The organism is Synechococcus sp. KORDI-49 (genome assembly GCF_000737575.1).
Classification (GTDB): Bacteria; Cyanobacteriota; Cyanobacteriia; order PCC-6307; family Cyanobiaceae; genus Parasynechococcus.
This window is the reverse complement of record NZ_CP006270.1, coordinates 2,547,396-2,569,536: the sequence shown is the minus strand read 5'-3', so window position 1 is coordinate 2,569,536 and position 22,141 is coordinate 2,547,396. Positions and strand designations below refer to the sequence as shown.

17 protein-coding genes and 1 pseudogene are annotated in these 22,141 nt (G+C 58.0%); 3 read left to right on the top strand and 15 right to left on the bottom strand.

Features of this window, described 5'->3' with window-relative positions; all coding sequences use genetic code 11:
- Window positions 1-118 precede the first annotated feature (118 nt).
- From KR49_RS12925 to KR49_RS12905, 7 genes are all read right to left on the bottom strand, one after another.
- Window positions 119-1,297, bottom strand: a complete 1,179-nt coding sequence (locus tag KR49_RS12925; RefSeq protein ID WP_043696298.1) for a hypothetical protein — start codon at window positions 1,295-1,297, stop codon at window positions 119-121.
- Between the two features lie 196 nt (window positions 1,298-1,493).
- Window positions 1,494-2,672: a hypothetical protein gene (locus KR49_RS12920; protein WP_043696296.1), complete on the bottom strand. Its 1,179-nt coding sequence runs from the start codon at window positions 2,670-2,672 to the stop codon at window positions 1,494-1,496.
- A 459-nt stretch (window positions 2,673-3,131) separates the two neighbouring features.
- Window positions 3,132-3,497 carry a hypothetical protein gene (locus KR49_RS14060; RefSeq protein WP_156957226.1) on the bottom strand — a complete coding sequence of 122 codons (366 nt, stop codon included), beginning with the start codon at window positions 3,495-3,497 and terminating at the stop codon, window positions 3,132-3,134.
- A gap of 5 nt (window positions 3,498-3,502) precedes the next feature.
- Window positions 3,503-4,072: a hypothetical protein gene (locus KR49_RS14055; RefSeq protein ID WP_156957225.1), complete on the bottom strand. Its 570-nt coding sequence runs from the start codon at window positions 4,070-4,072 to the stop codon at window positions 3,503-3,505.
- A 232-nt stretch (window positions 4,073-4,304) separates the two neighbouring features.
- The gene (locus KR49_RS14050; protein ID WP_156957224.1) at window positions 4,305-4,805 is read right to left on the bottom strand and encodes a hypothetical protein; all 501 of its coding nucleotides are present in this window, start codon (window positions 4,803-4,805) and stop codon (window positions 4,305-4,307) included.
- 24 nt (window positions 4,806-4,829) lie between these two features.
- The gene (locus KR49_RS13085; RefSeq protein ID WP_052378269.1) at window positions 4,830-5,546 is read right to left on the bottom strand and encodes a hypothetical protein; all 717 of its coding nucleotides are present in this window, start codon (window positions 5,544-5,546) and stop codon (window positions 4,830-4,832) included.
- Between the two features lie 607 nt (window positions 5,547-6,153).
- Entirely contained in the window at window positions 6,154-7,941 is a 1,788-nt protein-coding gene (locus KR49_RS12905) for a glycosyltransferase family 9 protein (RefSeq protein WP_156957223.1), read from the bottom strand.
- Between the two features lie 291 nt (window positions 7,942-8,232).
- On the opposite strand from KR49_RS12905, the gene KR49_RS13465 reads away from it, so the two are divergent.
- Window positions 8,233-12,075, top strand: a complete 3,843-nt coding sequence (locus KR49_RS13465; RefSeq protein WP_071839753.1) for a tandem-95 repeat protein — start codon at window positions 8,233-8,235, stop codon at window positions 12,073-12,075.
- Window positions 12,076-12,084: 9 nt separating this feature from the next.
- Here KR49_RS13465 and ribD read toward each other — a convergent pair whose 3' ends face one another.
- Window positions 12,085-13,131, bottom strand: a complete 1,047-nt coding sequence (ribD, locus tag KR49_RS12890; protein ID WP_253912775.1) for a bifunctional diaminohydroxyphosphoribosylaminopyrimidine deaminase/5-amino-6-(5-phosphoribosylamino)uracil reductase RibD — start codon at window positions 13,129-13,131, stop codon at window positions 12,085-12,087.
- A 14-nt stretch (window positions 13,132-13,145) separates the two neighbouring features.
- Window positions 13,146-13,634: a DUF3122 domain-containing protein gene (locus KR49_RS12885; protein ID WP_043696270.1), complete on the bottom strand. Its 489-nt coding sequence runs from the start codon at window positions 13,632-13,634 to the stop codon at window positions 13,146-13,148.
- A gap of 347 nt (window positions 13,635-13,981) precedes the next feature.
- Between KR49_RS12885 and KR49_RS12880 the strand changes: the two genes are divergently transcribed.
- A complete protein-coding gene (locus KR49_RS12880; RefSeq protein WP_162176167.1) occupies window positions 13,982-14,704 on the top strand; it encodes a helix-turn-helix transcriptional regulator in 723 nt (240 codons plus the stop codon).
- Here KR49_RS12880 and KR49_RS12875 read toward each other — a convergent pair.
- From KR49_RS12875 to KR49_RS12865, 3 genes and pseudogenes are all read right to left on the bottom strand, one after another.
- Window positions 14,701-17,203, bottom strand: a pseudogene (locus KR49_RS12875) (GH116 family glycosyl hydrolase). The gene KR49_RS12880 and the pseudogene KR49_RS12875 overlap by 4 nt on opposite strands.
- Window positions 17,204-17,245: 42 nt before the next feature.
- Window positions 17,246-17,470 carry a hypothetical protein gene (locus KR49_RS12870; protein WP_043696260.1) on the bottom strand — a complete coding sequence of 75 codons (225 nt, stop codon included), beginning with the start codon at window positions 17,468-17,470 and terminating at the stop codon, window positions 17,246-17,248.
- Window positions 17,467-18,543 (bottom strand): sulfotransferase, encoded by a 1,077-nt coding sequence (locus KR49_RS12865; RefSeq protein ID WP_371257635.1) that lies wholly within the window; start codon window positions 18,541-18,543, stop codon window positions 17,467-17,469. The genes KR49_RS12870 and KR49_RS12865 overlap by 4 nt, the downstream gene beginning before the upstream one ends.
- Window positions 18,544-18,599: 56 nt before the next feature.
- Here KR49_RS12865 and KR49_RS12860 point away from each other — a divergent pair, with 56 nt between their 5' ends.
- Window positions 18,600-19,892, top strand: a complete 1,293-nt coding sequence (locus tag KR49_RS12860) for a bifunctional cobalt-precorrin-7 (C(5))-methyltransferase/cobalt-precorrin-6B (C(15))-methyltransferase (protein WP_043696258.1) — start codon at window positions 18,600-18,602, stop codon at window positions 19,890-19,892.
- Window positions 19,893-19,905: 13 nt separating this feature from the next.
- Here KR49_RS12860 and KR49_RS12855 read toward each other — a convergent pair whose 3' ends face one another.
- From KR49_RS12855 to KR49_RS12845, 3 genes are read right to left on the bottom strand one after another with little or no spacing between them, the layout of a single operon-like run.
- Window positions 19,906-20,319 (bottom strand): DUF192 domain-containing protein, encoded by a 414-nt coding sequence (locus KR49_RS12855; protein WP_371257671.1) that lies wholly within the window; start codon window positions 20,317-20,319, stop codon window positions 19,906-19,908.
- Window positions 20,316-20,996, bottom strand: a complete 681-nt coding sequence (locus tag KR49_RS12850; protein WP_043696252.1) for a winged helix-turn-helix domain-containing protein — start codon at window positions 20,994-20,996, stop codon at window positions 20,316-20,318. Before KR49_RS12850 ends, KR49_RS12855 begins: the two co-directional genes overlap by 4 nt.
- Complete coding sequence (locus tag KR49_RS12845) at window positions 20,993-21,901, bottom strand: NAD(+) kinase (RefSeq protein WP_043696249.1); 909 nt, start codon at window positions 21,899-21,901, stop codon at window positions 20,993-20,995. The genes KR49_RS12850 and KR49_RS12845 overlap by 4 nt, the downstream gene beginning before the upstream one ends.
- Window positions 21,902-22,141 lie beyond the last annotated feature (240 nt).

The window sequence follows — 22,141 nt, the reverse complement described above, 5'->3', positions numbered from 1 at the left end:
AGCACCTACGAATTTTACTGGAAATTTCTTGGGCAAAGATTAAGTTGTGCTATTAAAAATCTGCATAAAAAAGGAGGGGCCGAAGCCCCTCCCCTCCTGATCAGATCAAGCGATCAGATCAGTCAGCAGCGGCGAAGGCCTGCATGAAGGCGGACGCGGTGCGCTGGTTGTTCTGAGTCGCGAAGGAGTTGGTGGACAACGTCGCTGTGGCAGAACCGTTGGCGGTCGCAGAAGAATTATCCTGCGTGCCGGTGGACTTGAACGCTTCCAGACGATCCAGGTTCACGGTGAAGCTGGAGGCCTCATCGGCGTTCACGCTGGCGATGGCACCCAGACCTTCGATGGCGACAGAACTGTCACTGACAGTGCTGGTCTGACCGACGGACTGCTGATAGCCAGCCTCATACGCTGCGTTGAAAGCAGCGGTCCAGGATGCACCACCAGTGGTGTCGTTGGTGCTGTTCGCGGCTTCCAGAGCGGAATTCACGATGGCACCCAGTTGACCTTCCTGACCGATGGCGGTCACAGAATCCTCAGTGGACTGGAAGTCACCTTTGATGATTCCGGTCGCTGAAGACTCGTTCGCCGTGGAGGAACTGTTGGTGATGACGTTGTTGTAAGCAGAGCTATAGCTGGAGTTATAGTTCTGGTTATAAGATTGTGTATAAGCGTTCTTGAACTGTTTGAAGTTGCTCTGCTCGGTCTCGTAAGCAGTCTGGCCGTCAGAACCATAGGAAGCCTGAGCGGAGGCATCCAGATCGCCCCAAGAGGTGTCGTAATCAGCAGACCACTGCCAATCACCATTCCGGTCGTAGCTGCCGTAGTTACCGGTTTCGGTGGAGGACAGGTTCGTGGCCGTCGTGGCTTCTTCCCAACCAGTGGCATGGGACTCACGCTGAGCAGTTTCCGTTGCAACCGAGTTGGCGGCAGCAGAAGCAGCCTGGGTGGCAGCAGCGGAGGAGGAGGTGCCGTTGGTCTGCATCATGCTGCTGCCTGCGCCCATCTGCATCACACCCAGGGACAGACCGTCAAATTCCTGAGTCGCAGACACGCTGGCGTTCACACCGATGCTGGTGTTGGAGCCGACGTTGAACTGGTTGGAGGTGCCAACTGCGTTGTTGAAGGTGGCAGTACCGGCGCCTGAGAAGGTCAGTCCACCAGGGGTGGTGGCGTTGATGATGAACATGCGCTGGGTGGTACCAGACATGTTGGGGTCATCAGATCCAGCGACGCTGTTTGCATTGGCCGCGGCCGGAGCCACGAGCAGCAGAGCTGCAAGAAGAAGAGGTGATTTCATCGTTCAGGGATTGAACATGGAGGGAAGCACAAGACTTCCCCAGCGCAACCTAGCCATCAAAATTGTGTTGGACGAAAAACACCGAAAAGGCTGCAGACTTGGCTGGAATGCCATCAAACGCGGCGAAAACCGAAAGCAAACATTAAAAAAGGAGGGGCCGAAGCCCCTCCCCTCCTGATCGGATCAAGCGATCAGATCAGTCAGCAGCGGCGAAGGCCTGCATGAAGGCGGACGCGGTGCGCTGGTTGTTCTGAGTCGCGAAGGAGTTGGTGGACAACGTCGCTGTGGCAGAACCGTTGGCGGTCGCAGAAGAATTATCCTGCGTGCCGGTGGACTTGAACGCCTCCAGACGATCCAGGTTCACGGTGAAGCTGGAAGCCTCATCGGCGTTCACGCTGGCGATGGCACCCAGACCTTCGATGGCAACCTGACTGTCGCTGACAGTGCTGGTCTGACCGACGGACTGCTGATAGCCAGCCTCATACGCTGCGTTGAAAGCAGCGGTCCAGGATGCACCACCGGTGGTGTCGTTGGTGCTGTTCGCGGCTGCCAAAGCGGAGGACACGATGGCACCCAGCTGACCTTCCTGACCGATGGCGGTCACAGAATCCTCAGTGGACTGGAAATCACCTTTGATGATTCCGGTCGCCGACGACTCAGTAGCCGTGGAGGAACTGTTGGTGATGACGTTGTTGTAAGCAGAGCTATAGCTGGAGTTATAGTTCTGGTTATAAGATTGTGTATAAGCGTTCTTGAACTGTTTGAAGTTGCTCTGCTCGGTCTCGTAAGCAGTCTGGCCGTCAGAACCATAGGAAGCCTGAGCGGAGGCATCCAGTTCACCCCAGGAGCTGTCGTAGTCGACAGACCACTGCCAATCACCATTCCGGTCGTAGCTGCCGTAGTTACCGGTTTCGGTGGAGGACAGGTTCGTCGCCGTCGTGGCGTCTTCCCAGCCAGTGGCATGGGACTCACGCTGAGCCGTTTCCGTTGCAACCGAGTTGGCGGCAGCGGAAGCGGCCTGGGTTGCAGCGGCGGAGGAGGAGGTGCCGTTGGTCTGCATCAGGCTGCTGCCTGCACCCATCTGCATCACACCCAGGGACAGACCGTCAAATTCCTGAGTCGCAGACACGCTGGCGTTCACACCGATGCTGGTGTTGGAGCCAACGTTGAACTGGTTGGAGGTGCCGACTGCGTTGTTGAAGGTGGCAGTACCGGCGCCCGAGAAGGTCAGTCCACCGGGGGTGGTGGCGTTGATGATGAACATGCGCTGGGTGGTACCAGACATGTTGGGGTCGTCAGATCCAGCGACGCTTTGAGCGTTCGCCGCGGCCGGAGCCACGAGCAGCAGAGCTGCAAGAAGAAGAGGTGATTTCATGATTCAGGGATTGAACATGCAGGGACAGATGTACTGTCCCGAAAAAAATCTAGCCAGAGAAGCGAAAACTGACAAAACGCAGGGATACAGGGGGCATTAAAAAAATATCAAGCCCTTTCTTAAGTATTTATTTAGAGACACTGTACGATTTGTTTCCGCTTGTCTTCAACTGACGCGTACTGCCCTGAGTCTTGATTTCAGTCCAGAATTCCTTTCCTGGATCAATCTGGATGGGCCCAAGCGGGCTGGCAGCTGTTGACAAGCCACGGACTGGTCGGCCTTCTCCAGGTCGAAAAGCATTCGAATGGACACCAGGAGTAAACGTATATTGAGGGCAAAGATTATCTGGATTATTTCCCTCAGGATCGGTCAACTTACAGGGCCTGGCTTGAACCTGACAGCAAAGAAGAGGAAGCAAGAGGGATAGAGAAAAAAGCCGGAGCGAATTAAGATTTTTCATTAAAGAGAATTCTGCAGAACATTTTTAAAGGTGGCACCTGCCTGTTCTTCTTGATAAAGCATTTCTTCAGTTTGTGCATCGCAATAAAATGTAGCCTGGCCTTGGGTGTGCTGGCTTGCAAATAAACATTGGAATTCGTATCCAGAATCACTCAAGCAATCGATCAGGCTACCGGGAATCAGGGTGCAGGAATAATCTTTACTCGTCTCAACATTTGTGCACGACCCAGTGTAATCTTTGTTGCTTGTGCAGTAAGCATTAAATCCATCAAAGAGTGACTGTGAACGAGCCACATAACCACTCAAATCAAAAATGGCTGCCAAGCAAAGCAATCCTGACAGTGGAATTGTTTGATGAATTGTCATCGTCTTCAGCTACGTGTGGTTTGTGGAACCTTTGGCGGAAGACTCTGCTGCTGTCGAGGCTGTGGAGCCATACGACGTGGTGGTGGTGCTGCCGCTCTCGAGGAGGGAGGCTTGGGGCCCAGCACATTGGTGGCACACTTTTCAAGAAGTGGATACAACTCAGGGTCGACTTTGATTCCATCCCGCTGCAAGGAAGCACAGGCACGAATCATGGAAAGCTGGGTGGAAATCTCACGGTCTTGGACAATCAAGGATGCCAAGCGATTACAAGAGCGTTGCGCAGGCGAACCGAATGGGAAGACCAAACCAGCATTGATAGAATAGTTGTTAGCTTCATTGCCACTTGTTGAAATGGCATCAAAGGAATCAAGTTCATTTTCTCCATAGTTCCCACCCAGGAAGAGAGTTGGCGTTCGGCAAAAAATTCCAGGGCCAAATCCAACTTCATTCTGGTAAGCGTTGTTGGTTTGATAATTGATATTGGTACCGCCAGTCGTTGTTGAAGATGCTGAAGGTGCCGCAGAGTTGGTCAGCGACGAGCTGTTGTTTGTCTGCTGAGCAAGAATTGGCTTCACAGACAGTGGTGCCAGGATAGTCAGTGTGGCAGAGACTGCGATAAGTAGGCCGACTCGCCGGTCATGACAGACTGGGTGTCCAACAGTTTTGATTATAGAAGGGAAAACAGTTCTTGCACTGCAAAGAGTTCATGGAATGTATCGCCGTCACCAATGACTGACGGCCAGCGCACTGCAAAGTAGAAAGTGTCGTGCTATGTCGCAGTAGGATTGCTCAACCAGTCAGATTGAATCACTCAGGTTCTGGAGATTCAAAGTTTTCCCGCAGGGTGTTCAGGAAAGAACTGGTGCCGTCACTCACCGTGATGGTCATGGTATGGGTCGCTGTCGCAGACGCTGTGCCGATACTGGGTTCACCGTCAGGTTCCGTTGTAGTCAGTGCAGAACGGAAACTTGTGCCAGTATCCAGAAGAAACTGGTTGTTGGCAGTAATCCCACTCAGAACGACATTGGAGCCTGTGGGCGTCGTGGTAAACACAGCACTTGTGCTACCACCGACATCACCAGCTGTGTTGGTTAAGAAGCTATCTTCCTTCAGATTCAGAACTGCCTCTGTCTCAACCCTTAAGTTCGGGGTTGCATCAGCAGATGTCTGAGTTCCGTATGTGGATTGAATCGCGTATTGAAAAACGCGATTCGTACCTGAATTGGTCGACGTTCTCTCAAGAATCTGAGCTTGTGAAGCCGCAGCTCCTAAGACAGAAACAGCCAGAACAAAAGTGAAGCGAAGCATGATTCTTCTAACCAACATGAGAACTCAGAAGCTCTGAGCAAACGTGTTGACGAAGGAATTCGCGTTGATATCAATGTTGGTGGTGGTGGAAAGGCTTGCATTAGCACCTGTATTGCCACTCACCAGATCATCATTGGTCACGTAAGGACAAGCCTTGTCATGTGTCGGCTGACAAGCTTCAAGACCATTGATGTTCGGGAACACTGTGGCAAAGAAGCTGGCTTCGCCTGGAGCTGTTGCACTGCCTGGATCAATGTTCAAGAGCACCGCTGCGCCCATACCGATGATATCGGCATTACCTGAAGCGTACTGAGTTCCTTCCTGCAACTCAATGGTACCGCCACTGACACCAGAATCGCCATCAGGGGTAATGCTTCCATCATCGCCGTTGGCGGCCAGATTACTGATGTTGATGGTGGTTTGACCAAGAGCATTATCACCGATGTCGCTATTGATCGCGACAGACGATGGAATCAGAACTGTGCGACTGACACCCGTCAGACCCTTCGAAAGAGTGAGATTGGAAGCAGCACCAAAACTGGTTGTGTTGCCAACAGCCAGTGATGTTCTACTTCCGTTCGTCACGGAAAGATTCTGTGTCGTTCCCTTCTCGGGAGCGGTGACAGTGATTCCTGCCTGGGTGATCTGAGCCTGAGCAGGCGAAAGGGCTGAAGCAAAGAGTGCTGAGGCAACAGAAGCTGCAACCACACCAGAAATCTTGAGGCCTGAGATTGCGAACATCGTCCTAAGTCTCAAATGAGATTGAAGAGATCCGAAAGCCCTCAGACCCTTTAACCAGTTCAGAAAGAACTAGAGCAGGGGGAGCTATTCAGGGTCGACACACCGGAGGATAGTTGGCATGTGGCACCGCTGGGTGACATCTGCCAGAGACCTTCACCATTTATCCAGGTTCTTGTATTCATCGCCGCAAGAAACGCCTTTGAAGCAGACTTAGTTGAAGAATCGTCGCGAAATGATGGACTGCCACTCGGAGAACTGACAGCAGTCATTTGATTCATTCGTGCTTCGAGTGCTGCGATCCGCGAAGCCATTGCCACAGATTGTGCAGCGGTTGGTCGCGTGATGGCAGGCAAGCCAACCTGTGGTGCAGCGGTCGTACATCCAGTAGGACCGCACTGTGCACTGACAGGAGATGGATTTGCAAGAAATGCTGAAGCAGCGCAAATTAGGGATGCACCGGTGCACAACCGGCTGCTAGTGATCGCCATCGATGCTCTCCGGAAGATCAAGCTAACGCTAACCGGAACATCATGAATGAGTACGCAGATCATGCTTTATTGACATTGAATCTCAAGGTTTTCTTCACTTTTAGGTCGCCTTGGCCTGATCAATTCATTAGTTCACTCGCTTCAGACATCAGGTCATCCCAACCCTTTGACTCAGATCTCCTGAGCAGATGAAGCGTTGGGTACCAGGGAGATCGACTGCAAAAACCTCCCCATCTCCAGCCAGCACGTTCGGGAAGCAGAAGAATGGTTGGACTGCTCAAGCTTCCAGCCAGATGTGCTGGGCCACTGTCATCGCAGATCACCCATTCACAGAGGGTGATCAAGGCTGCCATGTGCTCCAGGCGCACTTCATGAGACACCTCGTTTTGGCACGAGACAAAGCGGTCAGCAAAACGGCAGTGACGAAGTTGTTCAGCACCGAATCCCTTTTGCAGGGATAAGAGACGCACACCAGGTCGCTGTGCGATAGCTGAAAACGCATTGAGTGGAATGTCTGAAGAAACTCTTTCGCGAGAGGCTTGTAACGCGGAACCATTCCAGTTGATACCGATCAAGCGTTCACCACTCCCGAGATCAAGCCTCTTCCGCCAGACCTCAACCAGAGCAGGGTCAGCTCTTAAACAGGGGGCAGCAAGAACAGGCTGTTGGTCACAGGCGCCAAAAACAGCAGGGGCATCCTGCATTGGAAGAATCCACTCGGAAGGATGAGAGGTGAGCTCTCCGATCGGATGAACCTCGATCGGTGCCTGGAAGCTATCTCTGAGAAGGCGCAGCACCGGAGGCTGAACATACAAATGAACAGGCCGACTGAGTGCTGTCGTAATCCAAGGTGCATAACGACTGAACAACAGTGAGTCGCCCAGAGTTCCATCCGATGCCAAGATCAGTGGAGGCACCTCTGAGGCAGGTTCAGCGACCCCACGGAGCTCGAAAGCATCCGCGGATGGCAGCGACAGATCCGCCCTGCGGCTCGCTGAGCAAAACCGAAACCCATTGGTCCAGTTCCCACACAACAACTGCAACTCACCCCACTGCGCGAGAAGCTGGCGCGATGCGGGCTGATCCAATCGAGCCTTCTGGAGCAGCTCGTCAGCCATGTCAAGACGGTTCTGTTCGAGGCAGACCCCTGCCAGCAATCGGGCGACAGGCCAAGGCAAGGCCTGCGGATCAGAGCTGAGTGCGATCGAAGTTTTCAGATGGTCATAGGCCTCACGTTCCCGAAACTGGCGTTGCAAGGCAGCAGCAAGAACGGCATGGGCAATGGCTGAAGAGCGCTCCTGAAGACAGGACTGAGCTAAACAGCAGGCGAGCTCAGACTCCTTCAGCTCAACGGCACAGATGGACAGCAACTCAAGGACTTCCGAATCACAGGTCTGGCCGAACCAGGATTCAATGTGTGAACGAGCTTCCAGAAAGCACTCCTGAAGCATCAGCTGTCGGAGGACAGCGATGCGGGAAGACTGCGACTTCGGCCCACGCTTGAGCAACACCTCAAACAGCTTTGCTGCCGTTTGCTTCCGCCCGAGGTGATCGGCTGTCTCTGACTGCCTGAGCAGTTCTGTTTCGTCTGCCGATGGGTGGTCGAGCCAAAGGTCGCGGTAGACAAGCGACTCTCCCAGTCTCTGCTGAGACTCACAGAGATTGGCCAGATCTCGATAGACCTCGGCTACATCAGTTTTTGATTGAGCCAGGAGCTTGAGGATGGGCTCTGCCTGGCTCAGATTTCCCCGAGCCAGACAGGGGAGAACATGCTGCAAATAAAGAGACTGATGCGATCGGGAAGCAGACGCTTCATCGGCATCGATGCCATGAGGGTTGCCCGCGTGCTCGGGGACGCCCTGTTTTCCAGACCTACCAAAGCCTTTGGCAATGCCAGGGCGGCCCATTTGGAGAATGATTGTTTTCCGAGTCTAGGTAAAAAGCTGTCATAGACATCTCTATTGAGTCCGAACAGGCCCAAACAGAGCAAAGACTGTGACAATCGACAAGTCGGCACACTCCAAGGGGTTGTCAGAAGCTTGGGCCGATGGGTTTGTGAGGAATGACAAACGCAGCAACCTTTTATGCAAAGACTGCTTCCTGTGTTGACTAAAGCTCACCAAACTCTAAGATTTTATAGTCATGGATAGCAATCGCCCAGCCTCGCGGTTAGCTTCCAAATTAGTGCCCATCAGGTCATGGCCCTCACCCTCGAAATCACAAGCAGCGCTAGCGAATTGCTGAATGGTGAAACCGCGACCTTCACCTTTAACTTCAGCGAGGAGCTTGTATTAAACGAAACAAGTGCTTTTACAAGCTCAGATATTTCAGCAAAAACTGATGATGGCATCAGCCTAGGTAATTTTACTGACCTTCAACAGAGCGAAGCCGATCCAACCATATACACTGCGACGTTCACTCCAACCGAGAACCTGATCGCCAGTGGCAATGTCTTCATTGCTTTCAATTCTGTTAGAACAGTCTCAGGTGAAGGCTGGGAGAACAGAGATGCATTGGCCCCAGTTAGTATTATCACAAAAACAATCTATGCCCTGAGCAATTCAGAAGGGACGTCTGACGCCATAACACTGGAAGAAGGAACTGAAGATTCTGCAAATCCAATCACATTCAAGATCAGTCGGTCCGGCGATACAAGAGCAGCCGGCTCCGTGAACTGGAATGTCATTGCAGATGACAGCGTTTCAACAACAGTAGCGCTGGCGGATGCATCGGACTTCTCACCCGAAGCAACACAACTCCCTGGAGGAGTTGTTAACTTCGCAGAAAATCAAACAGATCAGACGATCATCGTTAATATCTCTCAGGACAAAACATATGAAGCCAATGAGATCTTTCGCCTGGCACTATCAGAAGCATCAACAGCAAACGGTTCGCCCTCTGAAATTCCAGCAGAGCAATCCAGCATTGATGTCACTCTGACGACAGATGATCCAGACAGCATTGACCCAGTGATCACTTCCGGTGATAAAGCTGGAGAAGATGGCTTCATCCAAGAGAATTCGCATCACAACGAGGTCATCTACCGCGCGACAGCAACAGATACAAGCGACCAGATCTTAACTCCTTCGTCAGCAAACATAACATTTTCCCTCAAAGAAGAGGATTTCAATGCTCAAAACGACAGCGAACTATTCAGCATCGACGAACTGACGGGTGACGTGCGTCTGACTTTTGACCCAGACTTCGAAAACCCGAGGGATGCAGGCAGCAATCCAGATATAGCCGACAATATCTACGGTTTTGTTGTCGTCGCCACCGACCAAGCAGGCAACACAGCAGAAAAGCGAGTTTCGCTGGAAGTTCAAGATATTCAATTGGCTCCTATCGCCACATCGCCAAGCAGAGTGAGCATCAATGAGAATACAGGAGCCCCTCAGCCAATTTACACCACACAAATAGAAGATTATCCATACCCAATGATGTACGGCTTGAAGAATGTTAATGACAGCGAGAGTTTCACGATTGACGTATCCACTGGCATCGTTTCCCTTAAGCCGACTGAATTTCCTGATTTTGAAACCAAAAATTCCTACAACTTCACTGTCACGCTGAATGGTGAAGAGGGTAACAGCGAAAAGGCAGTGGCCCTCACGATCAATAACGTTGATGAAGCTGCAGCCATCACTGGCAATCTCACCGCCTCCACCGATGAAGACACCTCCGTCACAGGGAAGATTTCAGCAACAGACCCAGAAGGACTCAGTGACGGCAGCTACTTCTCCATTGCAACAAATAATTCTCCTGATAACGGAACAGCATCCATCAATCGTGAGAGTGGTTCTTGGGTTTATTCACCCTCAGCCAACTTTCACGGTTCGGACGATTTCACAGTAACAGTCACAGATGATGGCGGAGGCACGACATCACAACTGATCTCCATCAGCATTAATCCCACACCCGATGCTCCAGTAATCAGCGGTGACCTGTCTGGTACTGGTCTCCCCTTCATCGGTGATCCAGAGAAAGATCAGCCGATCCGAGGCACAATCGAAGTCACGGATCCTGATAATCGGATCGGGACATCGTCCAGCTTTAAGCTCGTAGAAGGAAGCTCACCGACCTCAACAGGCGGGGCTGCAGCCATTAGCGAGGAGACGGGTTACTGGAGTTATTTCCCTAAAAAAGACTATCGAGGCCCGGATACTTTCGCTGTCCAGATCACCGATGCAACTGGAAGCACGACTGAGCAGACAATTCTGATCAGCGTTGATGACCCTGCGACGAACGAGTCTGCTGCGATCGGAGGTGATATCAGTGGACAAGGTGAGGAAGACTCCACAACCCCGATCACAGGAACACTGACTGCCCTGGATGTGGAAGGTCTGACGAGCGAAAACATCTTCTCGATCAGCCGTGCGGCCAGCAACGGGAATGCGTCCATCGATGCTTCTACTGGAACCTGGAGCTACACCCCCAAGGCCGACTTCAGTGGCACAGATACCTTCACCGTCAGCGTCACCGATGACCAGGGTGGTACGACGGATCAGGCCATCTCCATCACAATTGGTGGGGTGATTGACCCCGTCTCCACTCCAGATCTCACAAACGACAGTGGACGTTCATCAACAGACAACATCACCAATGCCGGCAACCCCAGTTTCAGCGGAACCGCTGATTCAGGTGCGGATGTCGAAGTCCGGATCACCACCAGCGGCAATCCGAACACCTCGACAAGCACCTTCAGTCTGGTGGGGGTTGCTAATTCTCTTGGCGTCTGGAATCTGACCCTCGGCGATGACGTCGCCCTCACAGATGGAACCTACACTGTCACGGCAACATCCACGATCGATGGTGAAACTGCCACTTCGGATCCTCTCACTATCACGGTGGACACAACGTCTCCGGTGATCACATCAGGAGCGACTCCAACAGGAGGCGATGACAACGCCGGTAGCCAATCAATCATCTACAAAACAGTCGCTAACGACGCATCGCCGTTGCCGTTGAAGTTCAGCTTGAAACCTGACAACGACGATGATGCAGCCTCCTTCACGATCAATCCCGACTCTGGCGACATCCGTCTGAATTCCCAAAAACCGATCGAAGTTAAGACTGCCTACGCCCTCACGGTCGTGGCAACCGACGCCGCCGGCAATGCGGCTGAGCAGCTGATTGCACTCACCAGAGATGATCTGGGCCAATCTGCTCCACAGAACACTGATCAAACACCTACTTTTGCAGCCACACCTTCGCAACCTGCTTCAAGCCCTTCCTCAGGTGGTGCTGCTAACGGGTCAGCACCTTCGTTTGAAGCCATCCCTCTCGAGACATCTGCTGGCTTTGAGAAGTCACAAAGTGGGGACAGGATCCTCGCGCAGGCCCCGCGTGGAGACGTTTCCATCCCCTCCTCCCAAACGGAAAAACTGAAGGTTCTCGAATCAGCTGATGATGGCATTGAAATTGAGCTGACCGATACTCTCATTGATCTCGACCTCACATCGCGCTCCTCCAATGTTGTTTTTGGAGGACGCAAACTCAAATCCTCCACAGTGCGTTTTGAGGAAGGACTGACAGCCGACTTGGTCAGCACAGCTGAGTTGGTCGAAAAAACCTCCTTCGTGATGACCGAGGGCAAAGACAAGGCCACATTCAACTCAGGCGTGATCAAGAAATCAACCATCGAAGCCGGAGGCGGAAAAGATGACATCTTGATTGGTGAGGATGCGACGCTGACCAACAAGACCATGGTGGATCTTGGGAGTGGCAAGGACAAGCTGACCATCCAAGGCGAGGTCAAGAAAGCCCAGATTGACCTTGGAGATGACAACCAGAAAGACAAAGTTTTTGTCGACTCACTTGATCTGATCACCAAAAAACTTGTCATCAAGAGCTTTGGTCAAAAAGACAAGCTGGTGATTGACGGCGAAACCTACAACAAGTCCGCCATCGAAGACGAAGATCAACGTATCGGCAAGATTCGTGTCCGTTTCCTGGATGCCACCACGAATGGATCCAGCAAAGACGACGACAGTTCTGACCTCACAAGCGTGATTGCCAGCAACGGATTCGACTTCCTCTGATCCTCCCGATCAATACACCAAGCTCACCAGGAGTCGATCATCGCCAAGGCTGATGGTTTGCTCCATGGTCAGCTGCTTGGCCTGATCCAGGCTGATCAGACCCAGATCACCCAGCGGGGTTCGCGATGCATGGCCACCCAGAAGCTTGGGTGCCACCACCACCGCGAGCTCCTGGACGCACTGCTGCTGAACCGCTGAAGCAGCGAGCTCAGGACCGCATTCCCAGAGCACCTGATTGCAGCCGCGAGAAGCAAGCGCACGCATCAAATGCTCCGGATCACAGACCGGCAAGGACAGCCGCTCAGGTCCGCTGGGAGCAGGAACATCACGGACCTGCGGGCCGTGAGCCAGCAGGGTTGGAGCCACGTCAGTGTTCCAGAGCTGTGCCCGAGCAGGGATCTGCATGCTGCGACTGAGCACCACCCGCAGCGGCTCGGGGTCGCGCCGGCCACGGCTGGTGAGCAGGGGATCATCCGCCCGCAACGTGCCTCCGCCCACGATCACCGCATCGCAGCACGCCCGCAACTGATGCACCCAGCTCCGCGCCTCCGAACCGCTGATCCACTGGCTCTCGCCATTGGGCAGGGCGGTTCGGCCATCAAGACTCATGGCCCACTTGAGCACTCCCCAGGGACGTCCGGTGCGCACCCGATGCACAAAAGCCCTGTTCTGTTGAGCCGCCTGCTCCCTCAGCACACCGGTGATCACCTCCAGACCGGCGGATCGCAGCCGGCTGACGCCTCCGCCAGCCACCCTGGGATCGGGATCCTCAAGCGCCACCACCACCCGCTCAAGTCCAGCTGCGATCACGGCATCTGTGCAGGGGGGAGTGCGGCCGTGATGGCAGCAGGGCTCAAGGGTGACGATCAGGGTTCCGCCTCGTGCGGCCTCACCGGCCTGGGCCAGGGCACCCACCTCGGCGTGGGGCCGTCCGGCACGGGCGTGGTAACCCTCTCCGATCAAACGACCGTTGGCATCGAGAACCAGCGCCCCGACCAGTGGATTCGGACTGGTGCACCCCTGTGCCAAAGCCGCCAGGGCGAGAGCCCGATGCATCAACGGTTCCCACATCAGCTCAGGGGCAACTCCTGCAGCGATCGCCACTCACCCACCACGTAAGGGGGCACCGGCAACTCCGTGAACACTCCCGGCAGCACGAGCCGCAAAGGGCGATTGTTGCTCAGATCTGCCAGCAGAGGATCCAGCGCGAATTCAGCGGCAGCATCCCGTCCGTCCTGAGCGAGGGCTGGATTCTTCAGCGTGATGTCCGGCAGAGACCACTCACGCCGGCCTGCGAACACCTGCAGATCGATGGGATGGTCAAGCCTGAGTTTTCCGGGGTAGCCGACGATGCGCAACACCACCGGCCCGCCGGCGGCTCCTTCCCTGTAGGCCACGGCCTGCCAGCTGACGTAATCAAGGTCCCGGAGACTTTCCAGACTGCGAACCATGGCGACGCCGTTTTCGTTCTCGTGCTGATGAACCTGCGCCCAGGCGAGCCCGGGAGTCAGCAGAACAAGCAGCAGTGCAGCCAAAACACTGCAGAGCAAGCGACGCATGTGCCGGATCCGGAGACTTCAGGACTCAGGGTATGCAACAAAATGCGCCAATTACGAACGACCCACCTAACTTCTCCCCAAAGAATTCGCAGAGGCCTGAACGATCCGAAATGGTGTCAAACGCGTCGCAACTCAAGATCCATCGATTTCACAGCGCGATTGAAGCGGCTGAATTGTTTCTTAGCCTCGGATTTCCGTGGGAGATCGTTCAACTGTCAGCAGGCCCGCTGAACGGAGTGCTGAAGATCAAGCGATCCAACGAGATGATTTGTCTCTCCGTGAGATGCGATCGCTCCATGTTGTTTCACGGAGGACGCAATTGCGCCTACGTTCCGTTCTGTCTGGAGATGAATCATGCCTTTCAGCATCGCGTTCGAGGAGAGCCGCTGATTCCCTGTGGGTTATACGGCTTTCACCTCAACCTCAGTGATGTCTTCTTTCAGACCGAAGCCGGCGCCCACTTCAGCATCATTCTGATCCCACGAACCCGCATCCAACAGCTTGGGGCGCTCGATCCGGCAAGCACGCTGATGGATTCCATCAGCATCAGCAACAACGTTCAGCTCAGCCAGGCGATGTTCCAGACCTGGATCCAGCTGGTGGACAACCTGCTCAACGAGCCTGCGTCAGGCGGCATCGATACGGATCAATGGAATGCCTTGCTGCTGGAAAGCTTCGAGCCCCCTGGCCTCGACGAACTCTCACCTCTTCGATCGATGACCTACCGCTGCGGGATTGTGCGGGATGTGGTGCGTTGGGGCATCGAAAACAACCGCCAACCGATTTCCTTGGATGATCTTGGTCGTACGATCTTCGCCTCCCGATCAACCATCAGTCAGAGCTGTCGTGAACAGGTCGGAATCGGACCGATGGCCCTGCTGAAACAGATCCGCCTGCAACAGGTGCAACACGCTCTACGTCATCGGGACCAACGGCGAGTGCTGGCCTGCAACACCGTGCAGGAGGTGGCCCATCACTTCGGATTTCACAGCCGCAATCATTTCGCCCGTGATTACCGCAATCTGTTTGGGGAAGCCCCTCGACAGACCCTGGCCCGCAGCGCGGCCTAGGAGCGGTCAGCGCCAGGGATCAGCGCCCAGTCGGTCTCGGTGGCCCAAAGCCCCCAGATCGCCATGGCCCGCAGGTAATGGCAGGCCCGAAAGGTGTTCACGGCGGTGATCGCTTCCGGTGTTCGGAACTGAAGACCTCCCCGGTACACCTGGTCGACCACCGCCGTGCAAATCGCTTCGGCTGTCGTCTTGTCTCCCATGAGCCGGTAGTAGGAGGCCAGACCGAAATTGATCCCTGTCCAGACCTCCAACGGATGGGTGCCATCCGGGTCGAGAGGGGTGCCATCCCGCCGCAGACCATTCGCCACGCCGAGACGTCCACCGTCAAACCGCTCAAAACAGGCCTCGCGCACGGCCTTGAGCGTGCTCTGGCTGTTGGCATCGCTCACCACCGGCGGCAGGCCCAGCAGCCGCGCGTAGAAATCCCCGCAGAGCTGATCCGCCATCACCACCGGCGTACCGCTCTCGGCGTCGATGCGATAAAACTCCCCGTTCCAAAGCAGTCGATCGAAATTGGCGCGTGATTGCTCCAGCCATTCCCCGAATTCCCGCTGCTCCGACCCCGTCTCCAGGCCCAGGTCCAGCTGAAGCCGCTGAGCCATGGCCAGAGCCGCCTCGAGGGCTGCGATCCAGAGAGCACCGCAATAGGCGCTCACTCCCTGCAACGGCCAGTCATCAAAGGTCTGGTCCGGTGCTCCGCCGTTGTCCGGCAAGCCGTCCTCATTGACGTCGAAGCGTTTGAGATAACGAAGAGCCTGAACCGCTGCAGGCCAGCACTCGGCAAGAAAGGTCAGGTCTTCGCCGGTCGGTGCGAACCGGAATGTGCGCCAGACCTGCAGCACGAAGTCGCTGGCCAGATCCTTCCAGAGATTGCAGTCCTGGTACGCCGTGTAATTGGTGGCGTCGAACGGCGCCTCGTTGGGAGCACCCAGATCGTGGGGGGTCGCTCCCTCCACCTTGCGGTCGGCTTCCACCCGTCCCCTGCCCTGGGTGAAATACCAGCCGATCGGCCGCTGGCTGGCATCCATCGCCGGAATGGCCCGGGCGAAGCTACGCAACACGGCCTTGTCCAGCTCAGGCCAGAGCTGAACCAACGCCAAAGACCCGTACAGCCTCACATCAAGACTTTCGTACCAGGCGTAGTCGAGGCACTCCAGAACGCCGAAGCGGCCCACGGGATCGCCAGCTCTGGCGGCCGTCCAGAGGCTTCCACCGCTGGCGAGGTCGTAGAGCTCGTTGAACAGGGCCATGCGCAACGGCTCCGGCAGCTCGGTTCGAGCCAGAACAGGCTCCTGCCAGCGATCGATCTGGTCACGCCAGCTGCGCCAGTCCCTCAGCGCCTCGGCAGCGATCGCCGCCGCCGCCGTGCCCTGCCGGCCATGGAAGTCCGTGTAGCGGCGCCAGTCGCTGACTCCGGTGGCGAAGGCGGTCACCGGCAGATCCCAGCTGATCACGACCGGAATCTCGAGGCATTGCCCCGGATCGAGGCTGACCTTCACCGCCAGCCCAGCACTGGCCTGTTCCCCGGCGCGACTGGCCCGGTCGTTGTTGCTGTTGGGAATGCGTCCTTCAGCGGCGAAGGACTGCCACAGTTCCGCCCCACTCGCCGGTGGGATCCCAGCGACTGCAGCGCATCACCTCCACATCCTCGAGGTTGTCCGGCAATGCCAGGCACCACTGCCCCTCCCCCTCCGCAAGCGGCTGGGACCGACGCCCATCCAGCAGCACACCCTTGAGGCCCGGCTGATCCACCCAGCGGTTGCTCTGCCCCTCACCGGCACCGATCGCAGGGGCGTAGTTGTGCTCAGGGCTGCCGTCGTCGCGGAAATGCACTTCGGCGGATGGATCGGTGTTGGTGAACCAACCGACGGTGTTGCGCCAGCTCAGCAGCAGGGAGAGCTGCAGCGGACGGTTGGTGGGATTGCGCAGGGTCCAGCGGAAGACAGCCACGGGGTAGCTGCTGCGCTGATAGTCGCCGGGGAGAATCGGACTGAAGGCCTCACAGCTCACTTCGGCCGCGAACACCCCGCTGTAGCGGGTCCAGCTCAGGGGGTAGCGGGCGGCATAGGTTCCGGTGGTGCTGTCGTTGGTGCTGGCTGGATACCACTGCCAGGCCGCGAGGGGATCCTCGCCATCCACTCGGCTGTCGTCACGATCCGGAGCCGTTGCCAGGGCATGGGCCCTGGTGCTGGTGCCGTCGCTCTCCCAGATGGCGAACTGGCAATCGGGGATCGTGCCGTACCAGTGCTCGCCGCCATCGAGATGCCAGAGATTGAAGTCTCCACGAGAGCTGCGACCGATGCAGCCCGCACCGAAGCCACCGAGGGGCATGCCATGCCAGGGACCATCGTCGAGGTTGCTGGCGTAGCGGACGCTGTAGGGGTCCCGCCAGCCCAGACCGAAGGCACGGCTCCAGCTCGCCTGCGGAGTCGACCAGGACTCGGGGCGGGGTCTGCGGCGCAGCATGCTGCTCAGAGCGGACAGTCCCAGAGGAGCCATGGGTCGGCTGACAGTCGCCCCAGACTGCCAGACCTGAACGGTTCAGCCAGCGTTCTCCTCGGCATCCATCAGGGCGTCGAGCGTGACGGCCGTGCGCACCAACGCCTGGTAGCGCTGCAGCGTGCGCCGGTTCTGATCCAACCAACGAGCCGGTTCCGCCGCGCTTCCCTCCTCCGGCAAGGTCTGATCCATCAACGGCAACCCCTCCTCCCGGGTGATCAGGGCCAGCAGCAGATCATGCAGGCGTTGGCGCCGATCAGAGTTCATCCGTGACCGAGCAAGGTGATCAGACGCTGCTCAGCCGCCGGCTCCAGCGTCACCGGCAACGGCCGGTAGCGACTGGACTGTGCCGCACGACGCGCGATCGGCGCCTGGGCCTGAGCCCAGCTGTCGATGGCCAGATCGGAGTAGATGCGCTCCACCGTGGCCACGGGGGCGTCCCGCAGATCGTCAAAGGCCACCTCCGTGAGCTGGCCGGCGGGGATCAGCTGACGGGAGGCCTCAAAAGCCTCCATCAGCAGGCGATGGGCTGCCACCGTCTCCTCCACCTGGGTGATCTGGTCGGGGGGGTCCTGCAGACCCACCAGGGAGGCCAGTCGTTGCTTGACCAGCACCAGCGAACGCACCGCATCGATCGGTCGGCGCTTGAGAAGAATGAAGCGGCAGCGGGGAAACAAGCGCAGCAGCAGCGGCACCCGGGCCGAATGGGCTGGATTCTTGATCAACAGGTGATGCTTGCCAGGGCCCGCATGCAGCCAGGTGAGCCTGCAGAACATCACCAGAGCGCGTTCGTAGGCGGGCGTTGCGCGCAGAACCGTGCGCCTCAGGTGATGGAGATAGTCGCGGGGAAAGGCGATTCCCGCCATGTGGCTGTCCATGGTCAGACGGGAGAGGCCCACTTCGTCCTCCTGCGGATCATCCGCGCCCCAGGGCACGGCATCGATCGGACGGATCGGCGTCATCGTCCTGTGCAGCAGGGGCTGCAGCAGGGGCTTGAGCAGCAGAGCCACCTGGGGAGCCACGGTGAGGCTGTTGGATGCCGTGGCTGCGCAGGGGTCGGATCCCATCAGCTGGTGCAGATAGGTGGTGCCGCTGCGCCAGTGACCGATCACCACCACTGGATCATCAGGAAGCTGCTGCTGCAGCCGTTGGCTGTAGATCAGCTGCTGCAGCCAGCTCAGCGGTTCGGCGGCCAGGCCGGTGCATGTGAGCGCCAGGAGCTTGTGCAGCTGCGACAGCGACGGCCGACCGTGCTGAAGACCACTAATCAGCACCGATGGCCTGGGAAACGCCCCGGCGACGATGAAATCAGAGACGGTCGCAGGCGAACGGGGCAGCACGCAGTGCACGAGCGGTCAGAAGCGTTTGTACCACCCATCGGGCCATGATCACAGTCATGCCCGGTCTTCCCCACCCTTTTCAGGTCATCGGAACCGATGCCGGCGGCCTGGCGAGCCTGCCCCCTGCGGCAGTGCGACTGCTGTGCAACGCGGAAGCGATCGCAGCGCCACAGCGCCTGCTGGACAGCCTGCCTCAGTGGTGGAGCGACCAGCACCAGCAGCATGGCGATCGCCCCCTGCCGCAGCTGCAAGCCAGTGACCGCCCGGATGCACTGATCGGCTGGCTGCGCTCTCAGAACGCACCGGTGGTGATCCTGGCCAGCGGCGATCCGCTCTGGTTCGGCATCGGCCGCCGCCTGCTGCAGGCGTTTCCGGCGGAGACGCTGCACTTTCACCCGGCGCCATGCTCGATGCAGCTGGCGTTCGCACGGATCGGCCGCCCCTGGCAGGACGCCACCTGGGTGAGCCTGCATGGACGCAGCCCGGAAGCACTGGCCAGCGCCCTGCAGAACAGACCGGCAGCTCTGGCGGTGCTCACCGACCCCGGACAGGGTGGTGCCGCACCGGTGCGGCAGATCCTGCGCAGCAGCGGACTGGAGGCGTCCTATGCCGTGTGGGTGTGCGAAAACCTCGGCCACCGCGATGAACGGGTGATGCGGCTCGCGAGCAATGCCCCGCTGCCGCCGGATCTGCAGCCCCTGCTGCTGGTGCTGCTGATCGCCGAGGACCCGCCGCTGCCGGAGCGACTGCCCCTGTTCGGCCTCGAGGATGGCGTGTTTCTGCAGCACCCGGACCGTCCTGGACTGATGACCAAGCGGGAGGTGCGCCTGCAGCTGCTGGCAGACCTGGAGTTGCCCGCCGACGGAGTGCTCTGGGATCTCGGAGCCGGCACCGGGAGTGTCGGACTGGAGGCGCTGAGGCTGAGGCCCAGGCTGCAGCTGCTGGCCATCGAACGCCGCGGAGGCGGAGCCGCCCTGATTAAAGCCAACGCCAAGCGGCTGGGGGTGCAACCGGCTGCCGTCCTGGAGACGGATGCCCTGACGGCACTGAGCACGGATCTGCCCCCGGCACTGGCCTGCCCCGACCGGGTTCTGCTCGGGGGAGGAGGCCGCGACCGGGTCGCTCTGCTGCAGATGCTGCTTCCACGACTGAATGACGGGGGGATCGTGGTGATCCCGCTGGCCACGCTGGAGGCGCTCTCAGACCTGCGGCCGGTCCTGGACAAGGCCGGACTGATCAGCAGGATCAGCCAGCTTCAGGCCTGGAGGGGCCTGCCGCTGGGAGACGGCACCCGGCTGGCGCCGATGAACCCGACACTGATCCTTCAAGGCACGAAATCACATCAATAAATACACGATATCGTTACTTTATCGTCTCAATCTGCGCCGGATCGCCGGGCTTGATGCCGAGTCGGTCGGCTTCTCCCGCCGCCAGTTCCACCACCCCATCCGACGGCTGATCCGGCCCGTAGCTGGGGCAGGGCAACGCCGGACAGACCGGTACGTCCTTGGCGATGGCGATCACTGTGCCGCCCCGCAGAAACAGCATGTCAAGGGGGGCGATGGTGTTGAACATCCAGAAACTGAGAGGCCTGGGCTGGTCAAAGGGAAACCACATCCCCCGCAGGGCCGGCAGCCGGGACCGCTGCATCAGGCCGATGCGCTGCTGTTCGGGAGTGCGTGCCACCTCCAGATCGATGCAGCGCTGCGACGCCAGGCACCATCGGGCTGCGATCGGTAACTGCTGCGGCGGGGACGGATGATCCACGCGGTTCAGGCACCGTCGGCGGAAGGGCCAACACGGTACCCACGGCCGCGCACGGTGTGCACCAGCCTGGGCTCTCCCTTTTCCTCCAGTTTCTGTCGCAGGTAGCGGATGTACACCTCAACGACGTTGCTGCTGCCGGCCCGCTCGTCCTGCCAGACCTGCTCCAGGAGTTCCTCGCGACTGAAGGCGCGACCGGGATGCTTCAACAGTGCCAGCAGCAACGCGTACTCCCTGGCGGTCAGCGCCACCGGTCGCCCACCGCGCCGCACCTGCCTCAGGCTGATGTCGACACTGAGATCGCCCACCTGCAGCAACGACGGTCGCTGCTCGTCACGGGACTGGATTGTGCGATGCAGACGCAGCCGCAGCAGCAGGTCGCTGGGACCGACACTGGACAGCCAGAAGTCGTCCGCCCCGGAACAGAGGCAGGCAGCACGAGCCTCGACACTGTCCTGCTCCAGGTCCAGCAGGATCGGCATGCCCCCGAAGCGCAATCGCAGATCGGAGATCAGCGGTCGCTGATCGGCCGCCAGCACTGCAGCCACAGGCTCCTGTCCTGCCTGGGCGCGACTGGAGGCCACCCCGGCACTCAGCCAGTCCACCGTCGTGTAACCGGATGCCGTGAGCCGCGGGGCCAGGGCCACCGCCGCCGGTCCTGCCAGCAGCAGCAATGGATCAGCGCTCATGCCTTGTCAGGCTTGGCGATGTGGGGCAACCCCCAGCCGAGTTTGTTGCGCAGCACCTGGAAAAATTCATGGTCCACGAGCCGAACGAAACGCACCGGATGATCACTGCGACGGATCAGCACGCGATCCTCCGGCCAGACATAGCAACCGGCACTGCCGTCCACCACCATCATCAGACGTTCCGGTGTGGCCGGGAACACAGTCACTGGCTCCCGGTCACTGAACACAAGAGCCCGCGACGCCAGCGAATGGGGGGCGATCGGCGTGAGCTGCAGCACCGGGCAGTCCGGAGAGATCACCGGGCCGCCAGCACTGAGGGCATAGGCCGTTGATCCGGTGGGCGTCGACAGGATCACCCCATCGGCAGCAATGTCCACCGGGGCATGACGCCCGATGGCGATCTCGAAGTGACACATGCTGGTGAGCGGTTCCCGATGCAGCGCCATCTCGTTGAGCGACAACGCCTCCCAGCGCCGCTGATCACCCCGCATCACGCTCACCACCAGATTGCTGCGTTCCTCGATCGTCCATTGCTGGGTCAGCACCACCTCCAGAGCGCGATCCAGATCCCCGAGATAGGCCTCTGCCAGAAAACCGAGATGACCGGTGTTGATGGTGAGGATCGGCACCCCCACCGGTGCGGTCTGGCGCGCCGCCGACAACACCGTGCCATCCCCCCCCAGCACGATGGCGAGGGCCATGGTGTTGTCGAACCCGTCCGGGACACAGGCGCTGTAACCGAGCAGACGCAAGTGCTGGTCAGGATTGGCGAATCCGACCATCCCACCGGAGCTGCTGGCCCGCACGACGCTGTGCCCCGCGTGTTCAAGCCTGCTCTGAATCGTGTCAGCGGTATCGACCGCTAGGGCCTTCCCATCGTTGACGATCAGTCCGATGCGGGGCACCGATCGCGACGGCAGACAACCTGATCAGCTTATGAGAACCCTCCGGAGCCGGTGCGTACGGGATCGGAGCAAACACCCTGCCTGAGGGACCAGGCACAGCTAGGACGCCGACAGGTTTTTGGCTCCGATGAACCGCTCACGCCTGGTCATTGAATCGCTGTTGCTGTCGGTGCTCTCTCTTGGGGTGGCCGCCTGCACTGGAGTTGGCAACGCAACGGGTGATCACTCCTCGAGCCTCAA

Bases quoted from the DNA above. Each gene is read 5' to 3' on its own strand.
- KR49_RS12925 (WP_043696298.1), bottom strand. From the start codon at position 1,297: ATGAAATCACCTCTTCTTCTTGCAGCTCTGCTGCTCGTGGCTCCGGCC.
- KR49_RS12920 (WP_043696296.1), bottom strand. From the start codon at position 2,672: ATGAAATCACCTCTTCTTCTTGCAGCTCTGCTGCTCGTGGCTCCGGCC.
- KR49_RS14060 (WP_156957226.1), bottom strand. From the start codon at position 3,497: ATGACAATTCATCAAACAATTCCACTGTCAGGATTGCTTTGCTTGGCA.
- KR49_RS14050 (WP_156957224.1), bottom strand. From the start codon at position 4,805: ATGCTTCGCTTCACTTTTGTTCTGGCTGTTTCTGTCTTAGGAGCTGCG.
- KR49_RS13085 (WP_052378269.1), bottom strand. From the start codon at position 5,546: ATGTTCGCAATCTCAGGCCTCAAGATTTCTGGTGTGGTTGCAGCTTCT.
- KR49_RS12905 (WP_156957223.1), bottom strand. From the start codon at position 7,941: ATGGGCCGCCCTGGCATTGCCAAAGGCTTTGGTAGGTCTGGAAAACAG.
- KR49_RS13465 (WP_071839753.1), top strand. From the start codon at position 8,233: ATGGCCCTCACCCTCGAAATCACAAGCAGCGCTAGCGAATTGCTGAAT.
- ribD (WP_253912775.1), bottom strand. From the start codon at position 13,131: ATGCATCGGGCTCTCGCCCTGGCGGCTTTGGCACAGGGGTGCACCAGT.
- KR49_RS12885 (WP_043696270.1), bottom strand. From the start codon at position 13,634: ATGCGTCGCTTGCTCTGCAGTGTTTTGGCTGCACTGCTGCTTGTTCTG.
- KR49_RS12880 (WP_162176167.1), top strand. From the start codon at position 13,982: ATGAATCATGCCTTTCAGCATCGCGTTCGAGGAGAGCCGCTGATTCCC.
- KR49_RS12870 (WP_043696260.1), bottom strand. From the start codon at position 17,470: ATGAACTCTGATCGGCGCCAACGCCTGCATGATCTGCTGCTGGCCCTG.
- KR49_RS12860 (WP_043696258.1), top strand. From the start codon at position 18,600: ATGCCCGGTCTTCCCCACCCTTTTCAGGTCATCGGAACCGATGCCGGC.
- KR49_RS12850 (WP_043696252.1), bottom strand. From the start codon at position 20,996: ATGAGCGCTGATCCATTGCTGCTGCTGGCAGGACCGGCGGCGGTGGCC.